General features: G+C 56.8%; 13 protein-coding genes and 1 tRNA gene. 7 read left to right on the plus strand and 7 right to left on the minus strand.

All coding sequences use genetic code 11. The features are described from left to right. Nucleotides 1-892: AEC family transporter (locus tag AAAC48_RS27705; RefSeq protein ID WP_340657274.1), on the minus strand; the 892-nt coding region annotated here is incomplete at its 3' end. Nucleotides 893-988: 96 nt separating this feature from the next. Between AAAC48_RS27705 and hspQ the strand changes: the two genes are divergently transcribed. Continuing rightward, a complete protein-coding gene (hspQ, locus tag AAAC48_RS27710) occupies nucleotides 989-1,324 on the plus strand; it encodes a heat shock protein HspQ (protein ID WP_340657286.1) in 336 nt (111 codons plus the stop codon). Between the two features lie 52 nt (nucleotides 1,325-1,376). On the opposite strand, the gene AAAC48_RS27715 is transcribed toward hspQ, so the two are convergent. Continuing rightward, nucleotides 1,377-1,997: an invasion associated locus B family protein gene (locus AAAC48_RS27715; protein WP_340657275.1), complete on the minus strand. Its 621-nt coding sequence runs from the start codon at nucleotides 1,995-1,997 to the stop codon at nucleotides 1,377-1,379. Between the two features lie 274 nt (nucleotides 1,998-2,271). Here AAAC48_RS27715 and AAAC48_RS27720 point away from each other — a divergent pair, with 274 nt between their 5' ends. Beyond that, entirely contained in the window at nucleotides 2,272-4,089 is a 1,818-nt protein-coding gene (locus tag AAAC48_RS27720; RefSeq protein WP_340657276.1) for an extracellular solute-binding protein, read from the plus strand. Between the two features lie 16 nt (nucleotides 4,090-4,105). Further along, nucleotides 4,106-4,771: a DsbA family oxidoreductase gene (locus AAAC48_RS27725; RefSeq protein WP_340657277.1), complete on the plus strand. Its 666-nt coding sequence runs from the start codon at nucleotides 4,106-4,108 to the stop codon at nucleotides 4,769-4,771. A 1-nt stretch (nucleotide 4,772) separates the two neighbouring features. Here the strand turns inward: AAAC48_RS27725 and mfd are convergent, their stop codons facing one another. Next, on the minus strand, nucleotides 4,773-8,273 hold the full coding sequence (gene mfd, locus AAAC48_RS27730; protein ID WP_340657278.1) for a transcription-repair coupling factor: 3,501 nt from the start codon (nucleotides 8,271-8,273) through the stop codon (nucleotides 4,773-4,775). Nucleotides 8,274-8,312: 39 nt separating this feature from the next. Then, nucleotides 8,313-8,600 carry a succinate dehydrogenase assembly factor 2 gene (locus tag AAAC48_RS27735; RefSeq protein ID WP_340657279.1) on the minus strand — a complete coding sequence of 96 codons (288 nt, stop codon included), beginning with the start codon at nucleotides 8,598-8,600 and terminating at the stop codon, nucleotides 8,313-8,315. Between the two features lie 105 nt (nucleotides 8,601-8,705). Between AAAC48_RS27735 and recG the strand changes: the two genes are divergently transcribed. Further along, nucleotides 8,706-10,814, plus strand: coding sequence for an ATP-dependent DNA helicase RecG (gene recG, locus AAAC48_RS27740; protein ID WP_340657280.1), 2,109 nt, complete (start codon nucleotides 8,706-8,708; stop codon nucleotides 10,812-10,814). A 2-nt stretch (nucleotides 10,815-10,816) separates the two neighbouring features. On the opposite strand, the gene glmS is transcribed toward recG, so the two are convergent. The 3 genes from glmS to AAAC48_RS27755 form a co-directional block, all read right to left on the minus strand. Next, nucleotides 10,817-12,640: a glutamine--fructose-6-phosphate transaminase (isomerizing) gene (gene glmS, locus AAAC48_RS27745; protein WP_340657281.1), complete on the minus strand. Its 1,824-nt coding sequence runs from the start codon at nucleotides 12,638-12,640 to the stop codon at nucleotides 10,817-10,819. 104 nt (nucleotides 12,641-12,744) lie between these two features. Continuing rightward, the gene (glmU, locus tag AAAC48_RS27750) at nucleotides 12,745-14,106 is read right to left on the minus strand and encodes a bifunctional UDP-N-acetylglucosamine diphosphorylase/glucosamine-1-phosphate N-acetyltransferase GlmU (RefSeq protein WP_340657282.1); all 1,362 of its coding nucleotides are present in this window, start codon (nucleotides 14,104-14,106) and stop codon (nucleotides 12,745-12,747) included. Nucleotides 14,107-14,195: 89 nt separating this feature from the next. Further along, nucleotides 14,196-14,939: a cytochrome c biogenesis CcdA family protein gene (locus AAAC48_RS27755; RefSeq protein ID WP_340657283.1), complete on the minus strand. Its 744-nt coding sequence runs from the start codon at nucleotides 14,937-14,939 to the stop codon at nucleotides 14,196-14,198. 275 nt (nucleotides 14,940-15,214) lie between these two features. Between AAAC48_RS27755 and AAAC48_RS27760 the strand changes: the two genes are divergently transcribed. From AAAC48_RS27760 to AAAC48_RS27770, 3 genes are all read left to right on the plus strand, one after another. Further along, nucleotides 15,215-15,290 (plus strand) — tRNA-Lys (locus AAAC48_RS27760). A gap of 272 nt (nucleotides 15,291-15,562) precedes the next feature. Beyond that, entirely contained in the window at nucleotides 15,563-16,651 is a 1,089-nt protein-coding gene (locus tag AAAC48_RS27765) for a hypothetical protein (protein WP_340657284.1), read from the plus strand. A 282-nt stretch (nucleotides 16,652-16,933) separates the two neighbouring features. After that, nucleotides 16,934-17,486: PE-PGRS family protein (locus AAAC48_RS27770; protein ID WP_340657285.1), on the plus strand; the 553-nt coding region annotated here is incomplete at its 3' end.

The raw sequence follows: 17,486 nt of genomic DNA on the forward strand, positions 1-17,486 counted from the left end.
TCGAAAACAAGGTCGTCGCCAGCACGCTGCTAGAGGCCCGTTCGACCCATACGCCATACTGCTGGGCGATGACGAAGACATTGGTTGCAGTGGGTAAAGCCGCCATAAGCATTGCTGCCGAAATCCAGACTGGCGGAAAGTTGCCAGCGACGCTCAGCACACCGAAGATCAGCAAGGGCTGAATAAGCAGCTTTAGCGGAACGATCAGATAGAGCTCCTTCGGGACACGCTTGATGGGGCGCAAAGCCAGCGTCGCGCCCATGGCAAAAAGCGCACACGGAGCAGCAGCCTTGGCCAGCAGGTCGATCATTCGTTCGATGGCAACTGGTGGCTGCAAACCGGTAATTGCTGCTCCCACCCCAAATATTGTGGCGATGATAAAGGGATGACCAAAGATCTTTCGCACGACGCCTATCGCAAGGTCACGCGACGACCGCTTGTCATTGCCGGATAGCGCCATCATCAAAGGCGCCATGACAAAGTGAAGCGTGTTGTCGAAACAGAAAATTAATGCGACCGGCACCGCAGCAGGCGTGCCGAAGGCGAGAATCGCCAGCGCCGGCCCCATATATCCGATGTTGCCATAGGCGGCTGCGAGACCCTGGATCGTGCTTTCGTCAATTTTTCGCGTCCGCACATATGCGATAAGGAACATCGCCAGAAAGATGCCGAATGTCGACATCGTGCATCCAATGATGAATGCCCACTGCGTCAATTCCGCGACGGGCGTCTTCGAAAGTACCTGGAAAAACAAAGCCGGAAGCGCCACATAGACAATGAAAGTGTTCATCCATCCAAGTGCTTCCAGCGGCTGGCGATTGATCCGGGCGACGAAAAAGCCGAGGAAAATCAATCCAAAAAACGGGAGCACAAGATTGAAAACATCGAGCATGATGGGCTTTTGAACGTTAAGGCGCGAAAAAGCGATGGCAGGGCGCCATTAAAACTCGCGAGATTTGACAGAAACAGATATCTATACCGAATGACGATGACAACGCAGATACGACATGCAAAATTCCAGATAGGCCAGGTGGTGAGCCACCGGATTTTCGCCTTTCGAGGCATAATCTTCGACGTCGATCCGGAATTTAACAATACGGAAGAATGGTATCAATCCATTCCAGAAGACATAAGGCCGCGCCGTGACCAGCCCTTCTATCATCTCTTTGCCGAGAATGCGGAAAGCGAGTACGTGGCTTATGTTTCGGAACAGAACCTCGTACCGGACACCACCGGTGCACCATTGAGGCACCCTCAGATCAAGAACATGTTCGAGAAAACCGAAAGCGGCGTTTACCGGGTAAAACGGCCACACATCAACTAGCCCAATAAAAAAGGGACGCTCATAGCGTCCCCTTTTGGTTCTTAAGTGCCGATCAATTGCCGGTCTTGGCTTTTTCCTGTTCGGCCTTCATCTTCTCCTCGAATTCCTTCTGACGCTTCTGGACTTCATCCTGCAGAGTCTTCTGACGCTGTTCGAGTTCATTCTGCTGCAGGCCCGGACCGTCGTAAGCCTGGCTGAAGCCTGTCAGTGCAACGTTGATCGGGTTTGGCTTGTTCTGGAAGTTGACCGAAGTCAATGTCAGCTGGTTGCCCTTCTTGAACGAAGCAAGCAGCTCGTCAGACAAGGCAACTTCCGAAATGCACCGATCCGGGAAGCAGATCGCGTATTCGATCTTCTGCGTCTTGCCACCATTGATCTGAAGTCCGACGCCTGGAGGGATCAGACGGCCGGTCGGTACCGAGATCTGGAAAATCTTGCGGTTGATCTTGCCCTTGATCTCGATGAGGTTGACCGCTGTCAGCAGCTGGCCGCTATCGGCAGTCACGATATTCTGGGTATTGCAGATGTCGTTCTCTTCCTGCTTGGAGCAAACCTTGAACCAACCCTGCGGCGCTCTCTGCTGCTGGGCTGACGCTGGTACTGCCGCGGCGGCGAGTAATGCAATAGCACCGGCGATGGATGCGGTTGCCGCGATGGTCTTGGGGTTGGACATGGTCAACTGGTTCCTTTCAGCGCACTTATCCGAAGTGTGTCTTGATCACCTGATTTTGCTTGTCTGGCTTTGGTTACCAAATGCGGCAAGAGAGTGACCCTCAATATCGAACGCCGTGTTACACTGCATGTTAATGCAAATCCAGCCACCATTTGGCTCTGTCTTAAATTCACAAGCCAGTTTACACCCCTTACGCCGCAGAATCGTCGTCAAGTGGTAGTCTTTGACACGAATCAGGATGAATCCCGGCTTCTTGGGACGCAAGGTTGAAACGATGTTGAAGAAAACGATTGGGTTGTTGGCCCTTCTGGCGGCAGTTGGTGCGATGACAGGCCCAACGTTTGCGGAGCCAACCCATGGAATCGCCATGCACGGCGAACCTTCCCTGCCAGCGGACTACAAGTCCTTTCCTTACGTTAATCCAAACGCGCCCAAGGGCGGCTCCATTACTTATGGTGTCGTTGGCACATTCGACAGCCTCAATCCTTTCCTGATCAAGAGCATGCGAACAACCGCCCGCGGCATGTTCGGCGATTCCGAATTCGGCAATCTCGTCTATGAATCATTGATGCAAAGAAATGCCGACGAGCCGTTCACAATGTACGGCTTGCTCGCGGAAAAGGTTGAGACGAATGACGAGCGTACTTGGGTGGAGTTCACCCTCAACCCAAAAGCAAAGTGGTCCGACGGGCAGCCGGTAACGCCAGATGATGTGCTCTTTACCTTCGATGTGTTGACGAAGAAGGGCCGCCCACCGTTCAGCAGCCGCATGAAACTCATCTCCAAGATTGAAAAGGTCGGGGAGCACGGCGTCCGTTTTTCATTCAACGAACAGGCAAACAGGGAGTTTCCCCTCGTCCTGGCACTTATGCCTGTCTTGCCTAAACACGCGATTGATATCGAAAAGTTCGACAGTTCGCCCTTGGCAATCCCGATTGGCAGTGGACCGTATGTCGTGTCGCAGGTTCAGCCGGGCCAGCGGATCGTTTTCAAGCGCAATCCAGATTATTGGGGCGCTGATTTGCCAAGCCGGATCGGGTTCAACAACTACGACACCGTAACGGTGGAATATTTCCGCAATGACCAGTCTCAGTTCGAAGCATTCAAAAAAGGCGTGTTCGATGTCTTCCTCGAAGGCGATCCGAATAAATGGGCGTCATCGTATGATTTCCCTGCGGTAAGAGACGGCCGGGTCGTCAAGGAGGCGTTCGAATCCAGGTCCCCTGGCAATATGTTCGGCTTTCTCTTCAATACGAGACGCCCGAAATTTCAGGACAGGGCCGTGCGAGAAGCGCTCGCCCTGATGTTCGATTTCGAATGGACTAACCGCAATCTGTATGCCGGCAGCTATCAACGGTTGGGCAGCTACTGGCAAGGATCGGAGTTGTCGGCGCTGGGAAAACCTGCCGACGCAACGGAGCGCACCCTATTGGCGGCATTTCCAGGTGCAGTCCTGCCCGATGTGCTGGACGGGACCTATAAGCCCGCCATAACAGATGGATCCGGTCGCGATCGCAAAGAGATGAAGCGCGCCTATGACATCCTCATCGGCCAAGGCTACAAGATTGACAACGAACAGATGCTCGATCCGCAGGGGACACCCCTCGCCTTCGAGATTCTGACCCGCTCGGTTGGTGAGGAGCGCCTGGGCCTTGCCTACAAACGTACACTTGAGCGGCTTGGTATTGGCGTTACGATCCGCACCGTCGACGACGCACAGTACCAGAAACGACTTCAGACATTTGACTACGACATTATCCTTGGCGCCTATTCGAGCTCGCTTTCACCCGGCTACGAGCAGTTCAGCCGCTGGGGCAGTCAGTCGAAGGATGTCGAAGGCAGCTTCAATTATGCTGGCGTAGCCAGTCCGGCAATTGATGCTTTGCTCGACAAGATGCTGGCAGTCCGTGGGCAGCAAGAATTTACCAGCACAGTTCGCGCCCTCGACAGGCTATTGATATCGGGCCATTATATGGTCCCGATCTATTACCAGCCCGAGCAATGGGTTGCCCATTGGGCGCATTTACAACATCCGGACAAAACGTCCCTGGTCGGTAACCAGCTGAATAGCTGGTGGTCTGACAAACGGTAGGTTGAATTGGAAAATCATGACTGACAAGAAATTCACAATCGACGTGGTCTCGGATGTCGTTTGCCCTTGGTGCTTTCTCGGGAGGAAACGCCTCGAGAGCGCTCTTGCGCTTAATCCGGATATCGACGTGACGGTGAACTGGCGGCCGTTCCAGCTCGATCCGACCATTCCGCGCCAAGGCAAGGACCGCAATCGCTATATGCAGGAGAAGTTCGGCAGTTCTGACCGGATCTTCGAGATCCATCAGCAATTGATCGAACTCGGCAAGGAAGCAGGCATCGAGTTTGATTTCGAGGCCATCGAAATCAGCCCGAATACCCTGGATGCGCACCGCCTGATCCGCTGGGCCTCACAGGCCAATCCCAACGTGCAGGACAAGGTGGTCGGTATTCTGTTCTCCTATTATTTCGAGCAAGGGAAGAATATCGGCGATCATCAGATCTTGCTCGAAGCTGCCGAGGAAGCAGGCATGGATGTTGCCATCGTCGCCAGTCTGCTGCCGACCGACGCCGATACCGTTGGTGTCAAGCAGGAAATCGACACCGCCAACCAGATTGGCATCCGCGGCGTACCCTGTTTCATCCTTGATCAGAAGTATGCCGTCATGGGCGCACAGTCTGCCGATGCTTTGGCCGATGCCATCCGCCAGACGGCAGACGGCTTTGAACCCCGCCCGACTTGATCTATGAGGCTTCCGCCAGCTTTGCCAACTGTGTCATGACAACGGCCGCCCCATTGAGCCGTTTTTCGGCTGTGGGCCAGTCGCGTACCAAGACGATGCTTTGGTCGGGCCGGATCTTGGCCATGGCCCCCTGTTCGCCGATCATTTTGACCAGCGCTGCTGGATTGTCGAATGTCTTGTTGCGGAACTGAACGACAACACCCTTGGGACCCGCATCAAGCTTTTCAACATTGGCGCGCCGGCACAGCGCCTTGATGTAGACGATCTTCAACAGGTGCTGAACTTCTTCCGGCAGCGGACCGAAGCGGTCGATCAGCTCGGCGCCAAAGCCGTCAATGTCCTGCAGCTCCTCGAGATCCGCCAACCGCCGATAGAGACCAAGCCGCAATTGCAGATCCGGCACATAAGTCTCCGGGATCATGACGGCCGTGCCGATCGAGATTTGCGGTGACCAATGGCCATCTTCGACTTCGCCGGTACCCTTGATCTCCGCGACTGCCTCTTCCAGCATCTGCTGATAAAGCTCGAAGCCGACTTCGCGAATATGCCCTGACTGCTCTTCGCCAAGCAAGTTACCCGCTCCGCGAATATCCATGTCATGGCTCGCGAGCTGGAAGCCAGCGCCGAGCGTGTCGAGCGATTGCAGTACTTTAAGTCTGCGCTCTGCAGTCTGCGTCAACAATTTGTTGGCGGGTAGCGTGAACAGCGCATAGGCACGCTGCTTCGAGCGGCCGACGCGCCCCCGCAGCTGATAAAGCTGCGATAGACCGAACATGTCGGCACGGTGGATGATCAGCGTGTTTGCAGTCGGGATGTCGAGGCCGGATTCAACAATCGTCGTCGAAAGCAGGATGTCATACTGGCCATCATAGAAGGCGTTCATGATGTCATCGAGCTCTCCGGGTGCCATCTGGCCGTGGGCAACTGCCACCTTTAGCTCCGGCACCTGCGTGTCCAGGAATTCCTTAATGTCAGTCAAATCCGAAATGCGCGGACAAACATAGAAGCTCTGGCCACCGCGATAGCGCTCGCGCAGCAATGTCTCGCGGATGACCAGCGGATCGAATGGCGAGACGAAAGTGCGCACGGCCATGCGATCGACAGGGGGCGTGGTGATCAACGACAACTCGCGCACGCCAGTCAAAGCAAGCTGCAGGGTGCGTGGAATCGGCGTCGCCGACAATGTCAGCACATGGACGTCCGATTTTAGCTCCTTCAGCCGTTCCTTGTGCTTGACGCCGAAATGCTGCTCTTCGTCGATAATCAGAAGGCCGAGGTTCTTGAACGTGATACCGTGCCCGAGCAGCGCGTGCGTGCCAATCGCGATATCGACATGACCTTCGGCGATGCCCTTCTTGTTCTCGGCAAGCTCCTTCGAACCGACGAGGCGCGAGGCCTGCGCCACATTGACGGGCAGGCCCTGAAATCGCGACGTGAACGTCTTGAAGTGCTGGCGTGACAACAGCGTTGTCGGCACCACCACCGCAACCTGCACGCCATTCAGCGCTGCCACGAATGCGGCGCGCAGTGCTACCTCGGTCTTGCCGAAGCCAACATCACCGCAAATCAGCCGGTCCATCGGCTTGCCCTGCGACAGATCATCGATCACGGCATCAATGGCGCGATCCTGATCTTCTGTCTCGTCATAGGGAAAGCGCGCGGCAAACTCACCGTAGAGCCCGTCAGGCGGCATCAGCACCGGCGCACCGCGCATCTGCCGTTCCGCCGCAATGCGAATGAGATGGCCGGCAATATCCAGCAGGCGTTTCTTCAGCTTAGCCTTGCGTGCTTGCCACGCTCCACCGCCCAGTTTATCTAAGACCGCAGTTGAGGTCTCAGAGCCAAATCGCGATAAAAGCTCAATATTTTCCACTGGCAGGAACAGCCTGTCATCACTCGCATAGTGGAGTTCAAGGCAGTCATGCGGCGCACCGGCGGCCGTGATTGTGCGCAGGCCGATAAACCGGCCGATGCCGTGATCCACGTGCACGACAATATCGCCGGCATTGAGCGCCGCCACTTCACTGATGAAGTCCCTGTCGCGCTTGCGCCGCTTGGAGTGGCGGATCAGCCGGTCGCCCAGGATGTCCTGTTCGGCAACGACAACCAGCTCGCCCGCGTCGAAGCCGGTCTCCAGCGAAAGAATGCCTGCTGTTATCTTGTCGCGGGAGAGTGCCTTGACGGTCCGCAGATCATCGACCAACTCGATCTTTTCCAGGCCATGCTCGTTCAGAACCTGCACCAGGCGATCGCGCGTGCCCTCGCTCCACGCTGCCAGAAGTACTTTCTTGCCCGCAGCGCGCTCATCGGCAATGTGCTTGACCACACTGTCAAACACATTGGTGTCCTTCGCTGTCCGCTCTTCAGCAAACGTGCGGCCGCGATGCGCACCGGCATGAATGGTGGCCCGCCCGGTGACGAACGGCGCGTCGAATGGCGTAAAATCGATCCGCATACAGGACGCCACAGCAGCAGCTTCCACCTGCTCAGGCGTCAGATAGAGTGAACCGGGTTCGACCGGCTTGTACGGAATGGCATCGCCAGGTTCCTTGCCGTCAGACTGCCGTCTGCGCGCGTCGTAGTGGTCGAGCACCATCTTGTGGCGCTCTGCCATGGACTCGTGCGCAAGGTGGTCGAAGACCACCGGCATGTCCCCCGCGTGATCAAAGACAGTTTCCAGCTTGTCATAGAAGAGCGGCAGCCAATGCTCCATGCCGGCAAAACGGCGACCCTCCGAGATCGACTGATAGAGTGCATCATCGCGCGACGGCGCCCCGAACTTCTGCACATATTGCGAACGGAAGCGGCTGATGATCTCCGGTGACAGCGTGATTTCGCTCATCGGCTGCATCGAGAATTCAGTCTTTTGACTCGATGTGCGTTGGGACGCTGGATCGAACGTACGGATGGTTTCCAGCGTATCGCCAAAAAAGTCGAGCCGCAGTGGCTCATCGGCACCCGGTGCGAACAGATCAAGGATACCACCGCGCACCGCATATTCGCCGACATCGCGAACAGTTGGTACGCGCTCGAATCCATTGTTTTCGAGGCGTTGAACGAGCGCATTCATGTCAATTCTATTGCCGGGCTTTGCCATGAAAAGCTGTTCGGCAAGGACTATGCGTGGCGGCAGCTTTTGCAGCACGGCATTCGCAGTTGCCAGGATAACGCCGGGATGCTTGTGATCCCGCAATGAAGCCAAAGCGGCCAGCGCTGCCAGACGGCGAGCCGACGTATCTGCACCGGGCGAAACACGATCATAGGGAAGGCAGTCCCAGGCGGGCAATTGCAGGACCGGTAGATCCGGCTGGACGAAGTTCAATACCTGTTCCAGGTCCGCGACGCGCTGGCCATCGCGAGCGATGAACAGCACAGGGCCACCTGCCCCGGCTTCGGCGACAACTTTCGCCAAGGCAAAGGCTTCATAACCGTCGACGACACCATCGATGACCACATGGCCATTGGTGTCAGGCTTCAATCCGAGTTTGGTAAAGGCCGTCATTGTAATTTCAGAATTTCCCGGTCATGCCTCGGCATGACCTCAAAAGCTAATGTTATTTCGGGATGCGACGAGCTTGTGAAAGATCGGCGTATTGAATTCGGCGGGAACGTCAGCCTCTCCCGTGACCCATTTCAACAGGTCCCGGTCCAGTGCTTCCATCAGTGCTTCATATTGGTCAAGTTCCTTGTCGGACAAGGTATCGATATGAGCATCGGCAAACTGGCCCAGAATCAGGTCCATCTCGCGCATGCCGCGATGCCAGGAGCGAAACAGGATTCTTCGCTGCCTTGGTTGCAGATCGGCGGTGGTGCGACTGCTTCCAGTCATGAGCAAGCTCCGTGGGGAAAATTTGATGATGATGCCGGTGGGTATAGCCTGCCTTGTCGCGTCTGTCAGCCTTGCAACGCACATCGAAGGCGTTAAACGTTACGCATGCGCCCGTCACTGCTTGATCCACTCTTCGCCTCTGTTCGTTCGCTTTCCGGCATAGGGCCGAAAGTGTCGGGCCTGCTCGCTACACTGCTCGCCACGCAGCCTCCGGGAGCCGAGCCGCGCGTCGGTAATCTGGTCTTCCTGCCGCCCCATAGCGTGATCGATCGCCGTAACCGCCCAGGTATTGCCTATGCCCCAGAAGGCGCGATTGTCACACTGGAAGTGCGCATCGACCGCCATCAACCCTCGCCAAGCGGCCGCAACAATGTTCCGTATCGTGTCTTGGCCCATGACGATACCGGCGAAATCGGTCTCACCTTCTTTCACGCCAAGCAGGCATGGCTGGAAAAAATCATGCCCGTTGGCGAAACGGTCATCGTCTCCGGGACTATGGAATGGTTCAATGGCCGCCCGACGATGGTCCATCCGGACCACATCGCCGGCATCGAGGACGCGGCTGCGCTGCCTTTGGTCGAGCCGGTCTATCCGCTCACGGCTGGACTTTCGCCAAAAGTACTGGCGCGGGGCGTCCAGGAGGCGCTGGCCAAGGCTCCGCACATGCCCGAATGGATCGATCCGCCCATTCTTGAAAAATATGACCTGCCGTCGCACCATGAGGCGCTCCAGACGCTGCACAACCCGCAAGATCCGGGCGATATCGCGCTGGACCATCCGGCACGACAGCGGCTTGCCTATGACGAATTTCTTGCCGGTCAGCTGGCTTTAGCGTTGGTGCGACAGCGAACAAAGCGGCTGTCTGGCCGCAAGCTCGAGGGTGATGGACGCCTCAAAGAAAAGATCATCGCGGCACTGCCCTATTCGCTGACCAACAGCCAGAACCAGGCGATCAAGGAAATCATCGCCGATCTCCGACAACCGGAACGTATGCTGCGGTTATTGCAGGGCGATGTCGGTTCCGGCAAAACCGTTGTTGGCCTCCTGGCCATGGCTCATGCCGCCGAGGCGGGCGGGCAATCGGCACTCATGGTGCCGACAGAGGTGCTGGCGCGGCAACATTATGCGACGATCGCGCCCTTGGCCGAAACGGCCGGGTTGCGCGTCGCACTGCTTACTGGCCGCGAAAAGGGCCGCGAGCGCGAGGAGATACTGGAGGGCCTGCGCTCAGGTGCTATTCATATTATCCTCGGCACGCACGCCCTGTTCCAGGAAAAAGTGGCCTACCACGACCTGGTCCTGGTCATTGTCGATGAGCAACACCGTTTCGGCGTCCATCAACGTCTGCTCCTCACATCCAAAGGCTCCGCACCGGATATGCTGGTTATGACGGCCACGCCGATCCCCCGCACTCTTGTGCTGACTGCCTTCGGCGACATGGATGTTTCGAAACTCACTGAGAAGCCAGCCGGGCGCCGGCCGATCACCACCGCCATCCTGCCCATGGAACGCCTGAGCGAATTGGTCGAGCGCATGCGCACGGCGATCGCCGAGGGGCAGAAAATCTACTGGATCTGCCCCCTCGTCGAGGAATCCGAACTGGTCGATCTTGTATCAGCTGAAGAGCGCTTCGAATCGCTGAAGCCCCTGCTAGGCGACAGGATCGGTCTCGTCCATGGCCGCATGAGCGGTCTGGAAAAGGATGCCGCAATGCTCGCCTTCAAGAATGGCGAAACGCGCTTGCTCGTGGCAACAACGGTGATCGAAGTTGGCGTTGATGTGCCCGATGCGACAATCATCGTCATCGAGCACGCCGAGCGCTTTGGCCTGGCGCAGTTGCATCAGCTGCGCGGGCGCGTCGGGCGCGGCGACAAGCCCTCGACTTGCCTGCTGCTCTACAAGGGACCGCTCGGGGAAGTGGCCCAGGCACGGCTCAAGATCATGCGCGAAACCGAAGACGGCTTCCGTATCGCTGAAGAGGATCTAAAATTACGCGGTGAAGGCGAGTTGCTTGGAACGCGTCAGTCAGGCACGCCGGGGTTCCGGCTGGCAAGCATCGAAGCGCATCAGGATTTTCTGGAGATCGCCCGCAAGGACGCGCGCTATATCCTGGCGCGCGACCCCGAATTGCAGAGCGCGCGCGGCGAAGCCTTGCGCATCCTGCTTTATCTGTTTGAACGCGATGAAGCGGTCAGGCTCCTTCGCGCCGGCTAGAATCATTCCACCGTCACCGACTTGGCGAGATTGCGCGGCTGGTCCACATCCGTACCCATGAACACGGCTGTATAATAGGCCAGCATCTGGATCGGGAGTGCATAGATGATCGGGGCAATGATCTCCGGCGTATCGGGCAGAACGATCGTATGCATCGTTTTCAGTGTGTTTGCTGCTGCCCCCTTCTCATCGGTAATGAGAATGATCTTGCCACCACGCGCCGCCACTTCTTGCATATTCGAAACCGTTTTCTCGAACCAGCGATCATATGGAGCGATGACGATCACCGGCATGGAGTCGTCAATCAGCGCGATAGGCCCATGCTTGAGTTCACCCGCCGCGTATCCTTCGGCGTGTATGTAGGAGATTTCCTTGAGCTTCAGCGCACCTTCGAGCGCCAGCGGGAAACTGGTCCCACGACCGAGATAAAGCACATGCTTTACCTGGCTGAGATCGCGGCTGATCGCCTCGATCTGTTCCTCGAGACGCAATGCCTGATTGGCATAACGCGGGATTTCAGAAAGTTCACGCACAAGCTGGCGTTCTTGTTCCCCGTTGATCGTACCGCGCATCTTGCCTGCCGCAACGGCAAGCGATGCGAGAACCGACAACTGGCAGGTAAACGCCTTCGTAGATGCAACACCGACTTCCGGACCCGCTAGGGTTGGGAACACCGTGTTGGATTCGCGCGCCATCGTCGATTCCCTGACGTTGACGATGGTGCCGATCGTCAGACCCTGCTGCTTGCAATAACGGAGTGAAGCCAGCGTATCTGCTGTTTCGCCAGACTGGGAAACGAAGAGCGCAAGGCTGTCCTTGGAGAGCGGCATTTCGCGGTAACGGAATTCGGAGGCCACGTCGATATCGACTGGCAGCCGGGCGATGGACTCGAACCAATATTTGCCGATAAGTCCGGCATAGTATGCGGTGCCGCAAGCGGAAGCTGCGATACGATCCACCTTGGCAAAATCGACAGGCGCGCTACCTGTACGGATCGTGCCTTTGGCAAAATCGAGATAGTTCGCCAGCGTATGCGAAATGACCTCCGGCTGCTCATGGATTTCCTTTTCCATGAAATGCCGGTGATTGCCCTTGCTGACCAGAAAGGCGGTACCGGCCGACTTCTGCACCGGACGATCAACGATCGCACCAGTCTCGTCATAGATCACAACGCCGCTGCGGTTCAGGACTGCCCAGTCGCCGTCTTCCAAATAGGAAAGGTTGTCCGTGAACGGTGCGAGAGCAATGGCGTCAGAACCGAGATACATCTCACCATCGCCGTAGCCTACGGCCAATGGCGGACCATTGCGGGCGGCGACGAGTAAGTCGTCCTCGCCCTCGAACATGATCGCAATGGCAAAGGCACCGCGCAGCTGCGGCAGTGTCTGCCGCACCGCCTCAACCGGAGTGAGGCCACGATCGAGTGCACGTGTTACGAGGTGTGCCACCGTTTCTGTGTCAGTCTCTGTCTCAAAGACATAGCCATCCTTTTCGAGCATCGCCCTCAGTTCGGCAAAATTCTCGATAATACCATTGTGGATGACAGCGAGCCGCGGCGTCGTATGCGGATGGGCATTGCGTACTGTCGGCGCGCCATGGGTTGCCCAGCGCGTATGGCCAAGGCCGATCGTTCCACCAAGCGGGCTTTCTTTCAGCAAGTTTTCGAGATTGACGAGTTTGCCTTCCGCCCGGCGCCTATCCAGCACGCCATTCTCCAGAGTTGCGACACCAGCGGAGTCATAGCCACGATATTCAAGCCGCTTCAACGCATCCACCAGTAGCGGCGCTACCTGTTCACGCCCGATAATTCCAACGATCCCGCACATAAACTACTCCAATACCCCGAATTTCCCTGATCATGCCCACGCGAACGTCATGATCGCAGTGAAACATTTATCGGTCCAGAATCCTATACGAACAAAAGGCGTGCCTATTCAGCCTTCTTGGCTAGTTTCTGCGCCGCATAGCGCGCCCGTAATTGCGTTGCACGGCCCTCTTTTACCTCTTGGCGTGCCCTGCCAAACGCCAGGGCCTCGGCCGGTACATTGGCCGTAATCACGCTCCCCGAGGCAATATAGGCGTTGTCGCCAATGGAAACCGGTGCAACGAGGGACGTATTGGAACCAACGAAGACATTCGCGCCGATTTCGGTCAGATGCTTGTTGTAGCCATCATAATTGCAGGTGATCGCGCCTGCGCCAATATTAGCAGCAGCTCCAACGGTCGCATCGCCGATATAGGTCAGATGATTGACCTTGGCGCCGACGCCGACTTTCGCATTCTTCACCTCGACAAAATTGCCAACCTTGGATTTTGCCGCAAGATCTGCACCGGGGCGCAGTCGCGCAAACGGCCCGACATTGGCGTTCGAGCCAATCTTGGCACCCTCGAAATACGAAAAGGCGTGTATCACCGCGCCGCTTGCAATCGAGACCTTCGGCCCGAAGATGATGTTCGGCTCCAGGATCACGTCGGCTTCGATAAGCGTGTCGTGTGAAAAGAAAACGGTCTCGGGCGCCTGCATGGTCACGCCGGCCAGCATCATGTCACGGCGCTTGCGGTTCTGCCAGATTGCCTCGGCTTCGGCCAACTCGACACGGGTGTTGATACCGATAACGTTATCGGGCGAAATCTCGATGGCAACGACCGATTTTCCTGCCGCATTGGCGATCTCGACTACGTCGGTAAGATAATATTCGCCATTGGCATTGTTGTTGGTGATCTTGTCCAGCAGGTCAAGCGTACTGTCGCCGCGCAATGCCATCAACCCGCCATTGCACAGACCGATCTTCTTCTCCGCTTCGCTCGCGTCTTTTTCCTCGCGAATGGCAATCAGACGGCCGTCCTGTTCGATCAGGCGGCCATAGCCGTTCGGGACCGTCGGCCGGAATCCCATGACGACGACATCGGCACCCTCGGCAAGCTTGGCCCGTGCCTGATCAAGAGCTGCAGTTTCGACCAAAGGCGTATCACCGAACACCACGAGGATATCGTCATAGCCACGTGCAATAGCCTTGCGGGCCGCAAGCACAGCATGTGCTGTCCCTAGTCGCTCCGCCTGCTCATGCACCGTTACATTGGAGGCAATCGATCGCACTGCTGCCTCGACTTGATCGGCGCCCTTGCCCACCACAAGTGCGATATCGCTACCGCCAGCACCATGCACCGCCTTCGCCACATGGGCAACAATCGGCAGGCCAGCAATCGTATGGAGGACTTTCGGCAGTGAGGATTTCATGCGCGTACCCTCACCGGCAGCGAGAATAACCGTGAGGCAGGAACGTGATGTCATGTCGGACTTCCAGATCAGTTTTTCGCTAAGACAATATCGTGCCGGACCATGACACGATATTGGTTTCGATTATAGAAACTTTCGCCTGTTTAGCCGAGTTGACCGAGGATGGGAAATGTTTCGAGAAGCCAGAACGAGAATGTCTGCAGGCCGCCGGTGAGAAAAAGAATCCCGGTTAGCACCAGCAGGCCCCCCATCACCTTTTCGACTTTGCCGAGGTGCGTGCGAAACCGGCCAAGGAATCGCATGAATACGCCGGAAAACAGCGCGGCAATGATAAAAGGGATACCAAGACCGAGCGAATAGATCGCCAGCAGCAATGCACCATCGGCAACCGTGTCGCGCGCGCCTGCGAGCGCCAATATCGGGCCTAGCACCGGCCCGATACAGGGCGTCCACCCGAATGCAAAGGCGAGGCCCATGACATAGGCGGCGAACGGATTGGCAGGCGCGCCCCGTGTCTGGAATCTGGCCTCACGCGACAGAAATGCCAATCTGAACACGCCGAGGAAATTCAGTCCCATCAGGATGATGACAATGCCGGCGGCGACGGCGATTTCCTGCTGCCACATCCGCAGGAAGCTGCCAATCGTCGATGCACCTGCCCCCAGCAGCACGAAAACCGTGGAAAAGCCGAGAACGAAACAAAAGGACGACAGGAGCAATGCCTGCCGCACCGGCGAAATCCGTATGGATGTATCCGAACGGAAATCCTCTACTGTCACCCCGGCCATATAACAGAGATAGGGCGGCACCAGGGGCAGAACACAGGGGGAAAGAAACGACAATGCACCGGCGCCGGCCGCAGTCAGATAGGACACATCAAGCGCCATTCGCGCTCCTTCACTGGCATTTTAACTTGCTGGGCCGGATTAAGCCGAATCTCATTGGATTTCCAATCACCTTTTCGCCAATTCAATCGACACAACGCCGATACACCCATCCTTACGGTCTGCACGATTGTCGCTTCTTTCGTAGAAAATTATCAAAACGGGGGAAAACAAGGCTTTTTGTCGCAAAAAGGCTGCACAATAGCAGTTGACCGAATGGCAAGTCACACCTATGTTCCGCCGCAATTCCCGAGGCCACCGAGCTGGTTTCGTTTTGGGAGCGCGTAGCTCAGCCGGTAGAGCAACTGACTTTTAATCAGTAGGTCCAGGGTTCGACCCCCTGCGCGCTCACCAAAAACTCTATTAAATCAAAGAACTACGCGGCAACCATGATTGTGCAGGGCGAGATCCTCCTCATCCACATTCGCGCCAATACCACCCAATTGGGCGAAGATTGCGGCACGCGTTGCGATGTCGAGTGACACCCAAATTTCCGTCGTTCCACCCAAACGGGTGTACACGAATTGTCGGCTCTATTTTTTTCTCAACTGGTTACACAATAAGGCCGAACAATTTCGAGTCCGACGTCCTCATGGGCCGGGCGCGAAACTGGATGGAGACACGCCATGACGGAAACTCGTCCCATATCGGCAGATGCGCTAAATACCAGCGCCAACCAGAGCGTGATACCGGGTTCCCCTGCCGGGCATCTGGCGCTGGTGCCAACATGGCTTCCGCTCGATGTCGCACCCTCCCCGAATTATAGTTCAGCCGGAAGTGGCGGCGATGGTTTCTCCATGGGCATCATCAGCAGCACGCCTTTGGCTGTCTTTACGCCGTCCAATGCGGCAATCGCCGGTCCCCATTCGTCAGCGGATGCGCAGCAGGGCAACAACGCCTTGATGAATCAGCATTCTACGGAAATGGCTGGGCTGGGCGGCGACGGTGGAAACGGCAATCTCGTGATCGATACGGGTGGAGGCCCGAATCACGCCGGCAGTGGCGGCAACGGCGTTTTCTACGGCGGTATGGTCAGCGCCGACGTGGGCATATTCGCGCCGGTCAATACCGCTGTGGCCGGGGGGGCAGGTTCATCGGCTACAGCGCACCAAACGAACAACGCGGCATTCCTGCAAGGCGGTACTCAAATCGGCGGTATTGGTGGCTCAGGTGGGGATCACAACGCTGCAATCGATGGTCCATCCCCAAGTCCGGGATCTGCGCTCACCTTCAGCGGTGACATGTATTCGGGACATGGCGGCAATGGCTATTTCGTCGGCAGCATGATCGACTTGAACGTGGCCATCTTTTCACCGATCAACATTGCTGTTGGCGCCGCCGGCGGCTCCGCTGAGGCCCATCAGACCAACAATGCCATTTTTGATCAAGGCAGCATTCAGATAGCCGGTATCGGCGGCGATGGCGGCGGCTTCAATCTGAGCTCCGATACGATTTTCACCGGCAACCATGCCGGTGGCGGTGGCGGATCAGGCTATTCGAACGGCAGCATGGTCGACGTCAATATTGGATATTTCCATCCAGTCAATATCGCCGTACCTGCGGGTGGTACAGCTGATGCGCAACAGATCGATCATGTGCTCTACGATCAGCACGCTCTACAAATGGCGGGCTTGGGCGGCATGGGCGGCGAAGGCAACCTTACGGCCGATCATGCATCGCTGGTTGATGACATTCTCACATTCCTGCACACCTAGCCTCCCTCTCCACATATCTTACTGCACTGGGTGCATCTGAGCATTTTTTGCCATTGTCGCGCGGTGCGGCCCCGCGGGCGCCTGGCTGTAACCATTTGGCGTTTCGCCCAATACACCCCTTCCCGGGGCCTACCCCACCCAAAGGAACGTCCCCGAATATCTAGCTAGTTCGACGCTCAAATCGCGAGCACTATTCTGGGGCGGTTATCTTGCCCGGCCCTGACAAGCTGGGCCCGGGCCGTGGGAGAAACACGGACAATACGAATGTAGAGGAGTAAAATTATGCCTATTCCACAATTGTCTGACACCATCCAGCTCAACCATTCCGATGCAGGCGATGCAAATGCCGGCAATGGCGGCGAAGGCTACAACTACGGCGATATCCACTTCGATCCGAGTGCATATGTCGCCAATTCACAAATTGTGTACGGCGCAGAGACTGACGTGCACAATGGCGATCACGTCTGGCAGACGGCAGATTGGGAAGCCGGCGGCGGCGGGCATGGTGGCGAAGCCGAAGCAGAAAACGGTTTCCTGTCTAACATTGTAAATAACGGGGCTGGCGGGGCCGGCGGCGATGCCACCTCCAACGGCAGCCAAAACAACTCCAGCGGCGGTGATGTGGCAGCGGTTGCCGCAGCAACGAGTGCTACTCAGAACACGCAATTGGTCGCGGATCAGCATGCCACTATCCTCGCCGGCGTCGGCGGCAATGGCGGCAATGGCAACGTGGCACTGGGCGGCGATATCTCGGCGGCAGTGGTTCATTCGAATCCCGAAACCGAAACCACGACGGTCAACAATGCTCTTGACCATTTCAGCAATGACTTCGGGT

It is taken from the genome of Phyllobacterium sp. (genome assembly GCF_037994405.1).
GTDB lineage: Bacteria > Pseudomonadota > Alphaproteobacteria > Rhizobiales > Rhizobiaceae > Phyllobacterium.